Raw genomic sequence first — 11,543 nt, 5'->3', positions numbered from 1 at the left:
GCAGCATCCGCCGGGCCGCCGCCGCTCATCGCTTCACCGGCGCATGCTCTGCCAGCCGATGCTCCACCAGCCAGGCGACGCCGCGCGACCACGCGGCGGCATTGTCACCGCGGATGTCGCCGCGCGCCGTCGTCACCACCCGGCCGGTGCCGACATCCTCGACCACCAGGGCGATCCACAGGATCAGGCTGCTGACCTTGTGGACGACGCCGAAGACCACGAGGTCGGCGCCGGCGGCGCGCGCGATCCCGTTCTCGCAACCGTTGCAGGAGCGGATCTCCGTTCCCGGCGGCACCAGCCGCGCCGTCGCGTCGCCGTCGATCACCCCGTAGCCCCTGTCGTCCAGAAGGCGACGAAGCTCCGCGCTGACCTGCCTCAACCGTGCCGCATGGTCCGGTGCGGGTGGCTCGCCGCTGGTGTCCTCCAGCTCGATGTCCAGCACCAGGGTCCGCGCTGCGGCGGCGGTCGCGTGGGCGAACGATGCCGCCAAGCCGATCATTATCATGCAGATCATAGCGGCTCCGGTCCTCCTCTCCGCATGATCCATCGGGCTTCCCCTTTTGCGCACCGGTTCCGATTGAACCGGATCGTCGGTGTTGCCATCATTCCCGTCATGCACCGACATCCTCTCGCCCTCGCCGCGGTTCTGATCATCGGGTTGCCGGCCGCCGCCGCCGCGCAGGACCCGAAGAACCCCGACTGGCCCTGTCCGCAAATCCTGGTCCCGACCCTGTCGCCGGCCTCCGTCTGGGATGGCCCGTCGATCGATGGGCTGGGAGACGACTGGCAAGGCGATCCTGCGGTCGCCACCCTGGTCCGGCGCGCGGCCGACGGCAGCGTCGATGCCGCCACGCTGGAACCGGAGGCCGCGGCGCTGGCGGCGGCCGCGGGGGAGGGGAGGGACGGCAAGCTGGCACAGGTCTTCGCCGGAACCTTCCAGACCCTCGACCGCCAGCGCAGCGCGGCCATCGCCTCGATCGAGCGCTATGCCCAGCACCAGCGGGCCCTGCGCGAGCGCATCGCCGCCGCCCTGCGCGACCTCGACGCGGCTTCGGGCGATGCGCCCCGTGCCCAGGAGATCAAGGCAGCCATCGCCTGGGACCGCCGTATCCTCGACGACCGGCGGCGGGCGCAGACCGCGGTGTGCGAGCAGCCCGCCCGCATCGAGCAGAGGCTGGGCCAGATCGCGCGCCTGCTGTCGGCGCTGCTGTCCTGAACCGCTGTCCGGACGGGGCGGCACTCAGTTCGCCGCCCGGGGTTCCGGCCGGGGTTCCGGCTCGACGGTGACGAGTTCGCGGCCGGACGCCGTCCATCCGTCGGTGCCGGCGGGATACCAGTTGACCGCCCGATAGCCCATCGCCATCGCACGCTTGGCGGCGTTCCAGCTCATCCAGCAATCGGGCTGGCAGAACACCACCAGCGGGCGCTTGCGATCGCCGCCGGTCAGAGCCTCCAGGTTGATCCGGAAATAGGCCTCCTGCTCGGCCGAGAGGGCGCCGTAGCCGACATTCGGCAGCCAATGGGCACCGGGAACGCTGCGGTGCGGTGGCGGAACCCACTGGCTTTGCGCCGACAGCCCGTCGGGCTTCGGCGGTGTCGGCAGGACGTCGATCAGGACGGCGCCGGCCTTCGCCAGCCGCTCGACGTCGGCCGGTCCCACCGTCCCGGCGCCGCCCAGGGATGGTGGCGTCGGAGACCGGTAATCCGTCATCCGGTAGCCCTCGGGCTCCGGCACATCCGCCCGGATCGTTCCGTCGGCGTCGACGAGCGGGACATGGTATTCGGTCAGAATGCGGTCGATGTCGCCCTGACGGCGCACGATGAAGCCGTTCAGCCAGTGCCGCCAGTCCGGTTCGTCGGGACGGATGCCCATGGAGATCATGTATTGGAAGGGCGAGGTCCCCGGCTCGTCCCTCAGCGGCACCACCGCCATCGGCACCGGCTGCCGGGCGGCGAAATAGCCGGCGATGGGACCCCAGAGGATGGCAGCGTCGGTCCGGGCCGCGGCGACATCCTCGACCGCCTGCTGTGCCGGGTGATGGGCCCGCGTGTCGGTATCCAGCTGGTAGGGTTCCAGGTTCGTCAGCCCGTGGCGCAGCATCGCCTCCGATGGCGGCGTGCGCGCGACCACCCCGATGCGCGCACCCTGCAGCGACGGATCCGCCAGCGTCTTGGCCGTGATCCCGGAATCCTTGCGGTAGATCAGCGCGTAGGTGGAACGGTAATAGGGATTGGTGTTCTGCATCAGCTCTTCGCCGACCGCCGTCCCCATCACCAGGTCGCACTGGCGGGTGCGCAGCGTGTTGCGGACGAAGCCGATGGTCTGCGGCCACCAGGTGAAGGTCAGCGGCAGCTCCAGCTCGTCGGCGATGAGCCGGGCGATCCGGTTCTCGAAACCCTCGCCGCGGTCGTTGGAGAAGGGAAGCAGGCTGGCGTCGGCGCAGACGCGCAGCATCTCCGTCGGGATGCCCTCCGCCGCCCGGGCGGGGCTGCCGGCGGATGCGGCCGCTGCGCACAGCGCCGCGGCCACCACGCCGGCCATTCCTGTCGCGGGTCGTCGGATCACGCCGGACACACGACCCGGATTCATGACGGTGCCTTGAACCGCTCGGGCCGGCCGCGACCGACCTTGTCGTCGGAGCGCGCCTTGAGATAGCGGTAGATGTCGGCGAGATGGAGCATCACATTGGGATCGGAGCCGAAGGTCGGCATCACCTTGTCGCCGGTGGCGCCCATGTTGGTGCGGCCGTTGGTCACCACATCGGTGAATTTCCAATAATCCATCTGCTTGAGGGAATCGACCAGAGATGGCGCGAAGGACGATCCCAGCCCGTCCGGCCCGTGGCAGACATGGCAGGACGAGGCGTAGCGCCGGTAGCCGTTGTAGGTGCCCTGGTCCACCTTGCCATCCCGCACCGCATAGAGCGGCACGCCCTCGTCGTCCACCAGATCCTCGGGGTCGGCGGCCTTCGCCTCCTGCGGGGCGCTCTTCCCGTCCGGTGGAGTTTGCGCCGTCCGGTTCGGAGCGGACGGGTTCTGTGTCGCATCCTGCTGGCCGAATGCGCTGCCGAGGGTCAATGTCGCGGCGAACCCCAGCGCGGCGCACAGCCCGATCAGGTAATTGGGCATCTCGATATCTCTCCCCACTGCCTTTTCTCGTCGGTGCCGAATATCGGATAGGAGAGGGCACCGGCCCCCCAGGACCGGCGCCCTCCTGGGACACGTCACTGGTTGTCGGGCAGTGCGAAGACGCTCAGCGTGCCGCCGAGCTGGGTGTATTCGCCGAGCGACTTGTGGGCACCCACCGCACCGAGACCTTCCTGTTCGCCGGTCAATCCGGCGGCCAGCCCGATGCCGGCCCAGCCGCCGACGCCCGACAGGACGGCGATATACTGCTTGCCCTTGTGCATGTAGGTGTTGACGTTGCCGATGATGCCGGACGCGGTCTTGAAGCTGTACAGATCCTTGCCGTCACGCAGGTCGATCGCCTTCAGGAAGCCTTCCAGCGTCCCGTAGAAACCGACGCCGCCCTTGGTCGACAGGGCACCGCTCCACACCGCGAAACGTTCAGGCTTCGACCAGACGATCTTGCCGGCGGCCGGATCCCAGGCGATGAAATTGCCCATCCCGCCATGCGAGTTCGGGGCCGGATACATGCTGAGCGTCGCGCCGACATAGGGCTGGCCTGCCGAATACTCCACCTTGAACGGCTCGTAATCCATGCAGATGTGGTTGGTCGGCACATAGACCAGGCCGCTGTCAGGCGAATAGGAGGCCGGCTGCTGGTCCTTGGACCCCAGCGCCGCCGGGCAGACGCCGGTGGTGTTGTGGTCCTCGCCCTGGGCGAAGGTGCTGTACTTGTCGTTGACCTTGGGGCGGCCGGTCTTCATGTCGATCTCGCTCGCCCAGTTGACGGACGGATCGTATTTCTGCGCGACCAGCAATTCGCCGTTGGTGCGGTCGATGGTGTAGGCGAAGCCGTTGCGGTCGAAGTTGATCAGGGCCTTGCGCGGCTGCCCGCCGATGGTCACGTCGGCCAGGATGTTCTCGTTGACGCCGTCATAGTCCCATTCGTCGAACGGGGTCTTCTGGAACACCCATTTCGCCTGTCCGGTGTCGGCATCGCGGGCGAAGATGGTCATCGACCATTTGTTGTCGCTCTTGGCCCGGTCCTTGTCGACGGCGCGCTGGGCCGGGTTCCAGGTTCCGGGGTTGCCGGTGCCGTAATAGATCAGGTTCAGTTCGGGATCGTAGGTGTACCAGCCCCAGGTGGTTCCTCCGCCGATCTTCCATTGGTCGGCCGGCCAGGTCTTGATGCCCAGGTCGGGCTCGCCGATCGGCTTGCCGAGCATCATCGTCTTCTGCGGGTCGATCATCACGTCCTTGTCGGGACCGGTCGAATAGGCCCGCCATACCATCTTGCCGGTGTTGATGTCGTAGGCCGTCAAATGGCCGCGGACACCGAACTCGCCGCCGCTGATGCCGACATAGACCTTGTCCTTCACCACCATCGGGGCGGCGGTCAGCGTCTCGCCCTTGGTCGCGTCGCCGTTCTTGGCGGTCCACAGAACCTTGCCGGTGCCGGCGTCCAGCGCGACCAGCGTGTTGTCGGCCTGTCCCAGAAACAGCTTGTTGCCGGCCACCGCGACGCCGCGGGTGACGGTGTCGCAGCACATCACAGGAATGACGGTCGAATCCTGCTTGGGCTCGTACTTCCACTTGATGCGCCCGTTGTCGTTGAGGTCGAGCGCATAGACATTGTTGGGAAACGGAGTGGAGATGTACATCGTGTCGCCGATCACGACGGGACCGCCTTCGTGCCCGCGCAGCACGCCGGTGGAGAACTGCCACACCGGCCGCAGGTTCTTCACGTTGTCGCGGGTGATCTGGTCGAGCGGGCTGTAACGCTGGCCGGCATAGTTGCCGAGCTGCATCGCCCAGTTCGCCGGGTCCTTCTGGTTCTTCAGGGTATCGTCATTGGCATGGGCTGCGGGAGCGGCGAAAGCGACCGCCTGGATCGCGGCAGTGACGAGCAGACAGCGCACAAAAGGGTTCATTTGTTTCCTCCCATTTTTAAAGGGGTGGTCGGTTGTCCCGGTGGAGGTGCGGCGACGAGGGTCGGTTCTTCAGAGGGCGCGTTCCCTCCATGAGTAAGGCCCGACGCCGATCCGGTCGGCGTCGGGGCATCGGTTCCCGATAGTCCGAATCCAAACTTCTGCAGCATCGCAGGCACCCCGGTTATCGATGCCGGAGCCAGATCCTTGGCGAGGTTCTAAACAGACCCGCACTATGTTGGTGATGCTGACATTCAGTTTGATCAAATAAACATAAGCTGTGAAGATTATTTTCCGCTATCGTTCAAAAGTTTTCAAAAGAAGCGAAATAGCGGATATCGGAGACCGAATGGGGTAATCCGTACGGGTGAAAAGGCCACGCTTCCGGTCGGCATGTCAGGATTGTTCCGTCGGTCCGCCGCGCCGGGCCCAGAAACCGCGGCCGGGATCGTAGGCGAGCACCGCGGCACCGAGGAACACCGCCAGGCAACCGGCCACCGCAAGCAATGCCGTGCCGTCGACTCGGAGATAGAGGCTGAAGCGGATCAGCTCCACCGCCTGGGTGAAGGGGTTGAAGGCGGCGATCAGGTACAGCGACGGGCTGCCCTCCTTGATGCGCCACAGCGGGTAGAGGGCGGAGGAGGCGAAGAACATCGGGAAGATCACGAAGTTCATCACGCCGGCGAAATTCTCCAGCTGCTTGACGAAGGACGACAGCAGCAGCCCCAGTGCGCCCAGCATCAGCCCGCTGAGCAGCAGCGCCGGCAGCGCCGCGAGGTAGCCGAGCGGCGGCGGCTCCACCCCCCATAGCCAGGCGATGCCGAGGAACACATAGACCTGTGCGATCGACACCGCGACGCCGGCCAGCAGCTTGGCCATCAGCAAATACCAGCGCGGCAGCGGGCTGACCAGCAATGTCCGCATGCTGCCCATTTCGCGGTCGTAGACCATCGACAGCGAGTTCTGCATGCCGTTGAACAGCTGGATCATCGCGACCAGCCCGGGAACCACATATTCGTCGTAGAGGATGTAGGTCTCGTAGGGCGGGATGATCGACACGCCCAGCACCGCGCGGAAGCCGACGGCGAAGATCGCCAGCCAGACCAGCGGCCGTACCAGCGCCGCGAAGAAGCGCTCGCGCTGATGGACGAAGCGCAGGCCCTCGCGGACGATGATGCTGCGCAGGCAATACCAGTAGGCGGCGGCATCCATCATCGAACCTCCCGTGACGTCAGGGACGCGAAGGCGTCGGGCAGGGTCGCCGTGCCGGTCGCTGCACAGAGCGAGCGCATGGTACCGGACGCTTGCAGGCGGCCCTGGTGCAGCACGACGATGGTGTCGCCGGCGTCCGCCTCGTCCATCAGATGGGTGGCCCAGAGCACGGCCAGCCCCTCCTCCCGGCAAAGCGCGCGGACATGGTGCAGGATGTGCCGGCGTGCTTCGACGTCGAGGCCGACGGTCGGTTCGTCGAGCAGCAGCAGGCTCGGCCGGTGCAGCAGGGCACGGGCGATCTCCACCCGGCGGCGTTGCCCGCCGGACAAGGTGCGGACCTTCTCGTCGGCGCGGTCGGCCAAGCCGATGCGCTCCAGCTCCTCCATCGCGCGGGCTTCGCAATCGGACGGCCGCATCCCATGCAGGCCGCCGTGATAGCGCAGGTTCTGGCGCACGGAGAGATCGAGGTCGAGCGTCGGCTGCTGGAACACCACGCCGATGCGCGCCAATGCGCGGGTCGGATGGCGTCGCAGGTCGAAACCGAAGATGCGGATTGCACCGGTGCGGTTGGTGTAAAGCCGGGTGATCAGCGAGAACAGCGTCGTCTTGCCGGCGCCGTTGAGGCCGAGCAGCATGGTGAAGCCGGCCGGCGGAACCGCAAAGGACACGCGGTCCAGCGCCACGCGCTTGCCGAAGCCATGGCTGAGATCCTCCACTGCCAGGGCCGCCGGAACCGGCACTGCCGGGTCGTCGCTGCCGGGAATCGACGGAGGCTCCGCAGGCATTGCGGCTTCGTACATCCTGTCTTCCCCCACGCCGCGCCGAGGGCGCAGCCACGCCGTTGTCCGGAAGGGCCGTTGCAAAGATGGCCTCTTGGCGTGATTGTTGGCGGTGCGAATGAATATTCAAGCTGCTTTCGCAAGAGGGCGCGCAATCTTGACGCAGGCGGTAATCCCGAAAAGTGGCGATCCCGTTCCCGCCGTGGATCGTCCTCCAATGGTTCGTAGGGGCGAGGCCATGCCCGGCCCGGACTTGATGGTCGTGGCGCTGTCGGCACGGGCGCTGTCGGCCAGCGCCCGCCGCGGTGGGAGGCAGGTCGCTGCGGTGGATTTGTTTGCCGATGCGGACACTGCTGCGATGGCCGAGCGGTGCATCGCCCTGCCGTCGTGCCGGCTGCGGATGCCCGGTCCGGCGCTGCTGCGGGCCTTGGCGGCGCCTGACCTGCGCGGGGTGCCGCTTGTCTATGGCGCCGGGTTCGAGGACAGGCCGGACCTGCTGGCAGCACTGGCGCGCGGCCGTCCGCTGATCGGCAACCGGGCGGAGACGGTGGCCCGGCTGAAGGATCCGCTGGGCTTTGCGGCATTGCTCGCCCGGCTGGGCATACCGCATCCGGAGGTCGCCGCATCGTTCCCGCGTGTGTCCGGGGAATGGCTGGTCAAGCGTGCCGGCGCCAGCGGCGGCGCCCATATCCGGCCGGCGCGCAGACGGATGCCGGCCGGATGTTATGCCCAGCGCCGCATGCCGGGACGTCCGGTGTCCCTGCTGTTCCTTGCCGATGGCAGGCGGGCGGTGCCGGTCGGCTTCAGCCGGCAATGGTCGGATCCGGCACCAGGGCAGCCCTACCGCTATGGCGGGGCGGTCGGTCCGCTGCCGCCGTCGCCGGCCTTCGGCGGGATCGCCGCGGCCATGGTCGATGCGGCGGCGCGGATCGCCGGGGCGGTCGGGCTGGTCGGGCTCAACAGCGCCGACTTCCTGGCCGGTCCTGCCGGCTGGTGGCTGCTGGAAATCAACCCGCGGCCGGGGGCGACGCTCGACCTGTTCGACCGTCCGCCGATGCCCAGCCTGCTGGACCTGCACTTGGCCGCCTCAGCCGGGGAACTGCCGCACCGTCTGCCGCCCCTTGCCGGCTGCCGGGCCGCGGCCCTTGTCTACAGTCCCGTAGCGGTCGCCTTGGGGCATGAGGTCGGTTGGCCGGACTGGACCGCCGACCGCCCCCAGCTCCCGGCGCGGATCCCGGCGGGGGCTCCGCTCTGCACCGTGCTTGCCGATGCCACCGATGCGGTGGCGGCCCGGCGCCTCGCCGGCCGGCGCAGGCGGGAATTGCTCGCGGAGCATGTTGCGGAGGAGATGGCATGACCGGCCCGGTCGCCCTCTTCACCGATGGAGCGGACTGGCATGCGGCACGGCTGGAGCGTGCCATCGCGCGGCGGGGATATGAATGCCGCCGCGTTCCGTTGAGCGCCTGCGGTTTCGCCGTCGGACGGACTGAATCGGGGTTGCTGTTGCCTGGGTTCGGCGATGCGCTGCCGTCGGGTGCCTTCGTACGGGTGGTCGGGCAGGGCAGCTTCGAACAGGTGACGCTGCGGCTGGGGGTGCTCCACGCGCTCGGCCGGCTGGGGGTGCCGGTTTACAACAACGCCCGCGCCATCGAATGCTGTGTCGACAAGAGCACCACGAGTTTCCTGCTGGCCCGCGCAGGCATACCGACGCCTCCGGCCGTCGCCGTGCAATCGCCCGGGATGGCGCGTGCAGCCGTGGAGGCATGGCCGGATTGCGTGCTGAAGCCGCTGTTCGGCGCCCAGGGGCGCGGCCTGCGCCGCCTGTCGGCGCCGGCGGACGTGCCCGAGTCCGAGGCGGTGGCCGGCGTCTATTACCTGCAACCCTTCGTGCCGCCGCGCCGGGAAGGCGAATGGTGCGATTGCCGCGTCTTCGTGGTGGGAGGCCGCGCGGTGGCGGCGATGATCCGCCACGGCCGGAGCTGGATCACCAACATCCACCAGGGCGCCAGTTGCGAAGCGCTCGCTCCTGACGGTGCCGTGGCCGATCTGGCGGTGCGCGCTGCCGCGGCGGCAGGCGCGGACTATGCCGGCGTCGACCTGATCGCCTCCCCCGGCAACTCCGGGGGCAATTCCGGGCAGTGGCTGGTGCTGGAGGTCAATTCGATGCCGGCCTGGCAGGGGTTGCAGACCGTCAGCGACATCGACATCGCCGACGCGCTTGCCGGGGATTTCCTGCGCCTCGTCGACGCCGCGGCATCAGCGGGGCTGCGATGACCGGGGCAACGATGACCGCGCGCATGCTCCGGCTGTTTCCCGGGCCGCCGGAAGAGGTCGCGGTCACCGGGGCCTATCTCTCCCATCGCCTGCATGAGTTGGGGAGCGAAGCCAGTCCCTTCGTCTATGCCAGTTTCGTCAGCAGCCTGGATGGTCGCATCGCGCTGCGCGATCCCGCCACCGGAGAGAGCCGCTTGCCGGCCGGACTGGTCAGCGACACCGACTTCCGCCTGTTCCTCGAACTCCAGGCACAGGCGGATTGCCTGATCACCCATGGCGGCTATCTGCGCGACCTCGCGGCGGGGCGCCTGGACGATGTGCTGCAAGTCGGCATGCAGAAGGCTGCAAGCGGACTCGCACGCTGGCGGGCCGACAACGGCCTGCCGCCCCAGCCGGTCGTGGTGGTCGCCAGCGCCAGCCTGGAGTTTCCGATGCCGGACTCGCTGGCGCGTTACGGACAGCGCGTTTTCATCGCCACCGGCGGCGCCGCCCCGCCGGAGCGGGTCGCGCATTGGCGCGCTGCCGGTTACGAGGTTCTGATCGCCGGTGCCGGGCAGTCGGTGGAGGGGGCTGCGCTCTTGCGGGAATTGGGCATGCGGGGGCTGCGCCGCCTCTATCTGCTTGCCGGACCGCGCATGCTCGACACCATGCTGCGCGATGGCCGGCTGTCGCGGCTGTATCTTACCACTGCGCACCGGCTCCTCGGCGGAGAGAGCTTCCACAGCATGCTAGCCGGCTCCGAACTGGGGACGGCGGGCCGGCTGCGGCTGGGCGCGTTGCACTACGATTCCGGCACGCTGGACGGCACCGGCCAATTCTTCGCCCATTTCGAGCCATGGGCACATGAGCCTTGAGCAAATGGGCCTTGAAACGAGCGCATTCGATCGGCTCCGGCCGGCCGCACGGAACAGCACAGGCAGCGGCGGCATCCCGTGCGGTTCCGATCCCGCCGCGGGAAGCCGCCGTCAGGTGCCGCCGTCAAACATGGCAAGCGGCACGGTGTTTCACATTGCGGCTGCTGCCGCTGCGGTCACAAACCCGCACATGCATAGGCATTGATTTCAGTTCCGACCGAAATTTCGACGGTCGTCGGCTTGCGCCAGCTTTTCATGTCCGTGTCCTCCTCCGTTGAACTGGGCGGTCAGGCATCATCGCCGGGGTGGCCCATTAGGAAACTGTACCCGCGATACTCCAGCGCAGCCATCACCCGAATGGATAGGGAAGTGAGAATTATGGCTAGATCTTTGTGCGCTGCAAAACGATTTGCGGATTGGTTGTCGATTTGAATTAGAATAATTCAATCCATTAGGTATTGATTTTAGAGATTAGATGATCATCGAATATTTTATTACAAAATCAACTCGAGTGGCACGGCGTTGCCTGAAACTGTTTCGCCAGGAAGATGGGCCGAGACGATGGGTTGTTGGACGGAAGGTATTCCATCCTTTCCGATGTCCCGCACAGCTTTGTGAGACGGCTGGGAGCGAAGGCGGTGACGCCCCTGTCCGGTCGTGGGGCCGGGAAAGAGGCGCCACCCGTCCGGTCATGCAGCGAACGGATGCTTGGCAATGTCCTTTTGGTTCAGCAGATCCTTGGCGGTGGGATAGCCCGACACCGCGCGTTCGATGGCTTCCTTGGTGGCGCGATAGTTGTAGTCCTGGATCTTGGCGTTGTCCTTGGCCTCCCAATGGATGAAGACGCCGACGCAGATGAAGATGTTGTCGATCTCGTCCTGCGGGATGGTGCCCTCGGCGACGCAGTCGGCGACGGCCTTGGCGACGCCATGCTGGGCAGGCCCGAACATCTGCACCGCCTGTTCGGCACCCTTGATCGTGACCTTGTTGAACAGGATGGTTGACGGCTTGCATTGCAGGTTGGGGGCGATGACCGCCAGCAGACTGGTGAAGCCGTCCTTGTTGTTGGTCAGCGCAGTGCAGAAGGCGGTTTCCGCCGCACTTCCGCGAGGTCCCATGATCAGATCGATGTGGGCCACCTCGTTTCCGTCGCCGACGAGCGATTCGCCCACCAGCACGCGATTGATCTTCGGGGATGACCCCTGCCACATGCCCATTGCCGTATTCTCCCATATTTTTGAAATCAGTGGAGGACCGCCGCAGGGTGACCGCCGTGGTCCTTGCGGTCGTGCCGTCCATGTCGATCCAGAGAAAGCAGTGGTCTGGACAACCGCGGTCCGGCATCGGTCACGGCAGGCAGTATGCCAGTT

At 66.9% G+C, this 11,543-nt stretch carries 12 protein-coding genes; 4 read left to right on the top strand and 8 right to left on the bottom strand.

The window, feature by feature from the left end:
* Positions 1–25 precede the first annotated feature (25 nt).
* Entirely contained in the window at positions 26–514 is a 489-nt protein-coding gene (locus tag ABMY26_RS08160) for a DUF3280 domain-containing protein (protein ID WP_372395782.1), read from the bottom strand.
* Positions 515–613: 99 nt separating this feature from the next.
* Here ABMY26_RS08160 and ABMY26_RS08155 point away from each other — a divergent pair, with 99 nt between their 5' ends.
* Positions 614–1,216 (top strand): hypothetical protein, encoded by a 603-nt coding sequence (locus ABMY26_RS08155; protein ID WP_372395781.1) that lies wholly within the window; start codon positions 614–616, stop codon positions 1,214–1,216.
* Positions 1,217–1,240: 24 nt separating this feature from the next.
* Here ABMY26_RS08155 and ABMY26_RS08150 read toward each other — a convergent pair whose 3' ends face one another.
* The 5 genes from ABMY26_RS08150 to ABMY26_RS08130 form a co-directional block, all read right to left on the bottom strand.
* Positions 1,241–2,590, bottom strand: coding sequence for a quinoprotein dehydrogenase-associated putative ABC transporter substrate-binding protein (locus ABMY26_RS08150; protein ID WP_372395780.1), 1,350 nt, complete (start codon positions 2,588–2,590; stop codon positions 1,241–1,243).
* On the bottom strand, positions 2,587–3,129 hold the full coding sequence (locus ABMY26_RS08145) for a c-type cytochrome (protein WP_372395779.1): 543 nt from the start codon (positions 3,127–3,129) through the stop codon (positions 2,587–2,589). The genes ABMY26_RS08150 and ABMY26_RS08145 overlap by 4 nt, the downstream gene beginning before the upstream one ends.
* A gap of 95 nt (positions 3,130–3,224) precedes the next feature.
* Positions 3,225–5,057, bottom strand: coding sequence for a methanol/ethanol family PQQ-dependent dehydrogenase (locus tag ABMY26_RS08140; protein WP_372395778.1), 1,833 nt, complete (start codon positions 5,055–5,057; stop codon positions 3,225–3,227).
* A 393-nt stretch (positions 5,058–5,450) separates the two neighbouring features.
* Positions 5,451–6,266, bottom strand: a complete 816-nt coding sequence (locus tag ABMY26_RS08135) for an ABC transporter permease (RefSeq protein ID WP_372395951.1) — start codon at positions 6,264–6,266, stop codon at positions 5,451–5,453.
* Positions 6,266–7,066, bottom strand: coding sequence for an ABC transporter ATP-binding protein (locus ABMY26_RS08130; RefSeq protein ID WP_372395777.1), 801 nt, complete (start codon positions 7,064–7,066; stop codon positions 6,266–6,268). The genes ABMY26_RS08135 and ABMY26_RS08130 overlap by 1 nt, the downstream gene beginning before the upstream one ends.
* 217 nt (positions 7,067–7,283) lie before the next feature.
* On the opposite strand from ABMY26_RS08130, the gene ABMY26_RS08125 reads away from it, so the two are divergent.
* The 3 genes from ABMY26_RS08125 to ABMY26_RS08115 are packed head-to-tail and all read left to right on the top strand — an operon-like array spanning position 7,284 to position 10,173.
* Complete coding sequence (locus tag ABMY26_RS08125) at positions 7,284–8,402, top strand: ATP-grasp domain-containing protein (protein ID WP_372395776.1); 1,119 nt, start codon at positions 7,284–7,286, stop codon at positions 8,400–8,402.
* Entirely contained in the window at positions 8,399–9,319 is a 921-nt protein-coding gene (locus ABMY26_RS08120; RefSeq protein WP_372395775.1) for a RimK family alpha-L-glutamate ligase, read from the top strand. Before ABMY26_RS08125 ends, ABMY26_RS08120 begins: the two co-directional genes overlap by 4 nt.
* Before the next feature lie 11 nt (positions 9,320–9,330).
* Positions 9,331–10,173 carry a RibD family protein gene (locus tag ABMY26_RS08115; RefSeq protein ID WP_372395774.1) on the top strand — a complete coding sequence of 281 codons (843 nt, stop codon included), beginning with the start codon at positions 9,331–9,333 and terminating at the stop codon, positions 10,171–10,173.
* Between the two features lie 176 nt (positions 10,174–10,349).
* On the opposite strand, the gene pqqA is transcribed toward ABMY26_RS08115, so the two are convergent.
* Both pqqA and fae read right to left on the bottom strand, forming a co-directional pair.
* Entirely contained in the window at positions 10,350–10,430 is an 81-nt protein-coding gene (gene pqqA / locus ABMY26_RS08110; RefSeq protein ID WP_372395950.1) for a pyrroloquinoline quinone precursor peptide PqqA, read from the bottom strand.
* A gap of 432 nt (positions 10,431–10,862) precedes the next feature.
* Positions 10,863–11,390: a formaldehyde-activating enzyme gene (fae, locus tag ABMY26_RS08105; protein ID WP_372395773.1), complete on the bottom strand. Its 528-nt coding sequence runs from the start codon at positions 11,388–11,390 to the stop codon at positions 10,863–10,865.
* Positions 11,391–11,543 lie beyond the last annotated feature (153 nt).

The sequence above is a fragment of the Azospirillum sp. HJ39 genome, assembly GCF_041507355.1.
Lineage (GTDB): Bacteria > Pseudomonadota > Alphaproteobacteria > Azospirillales > Azospirillaceae > Azospirillum > Azospirillum thiophilum.
Note: the sequence above shows the minus strand (reverse complement) of the source record. Positions and strands in the feature narration are given on the sequence as shown.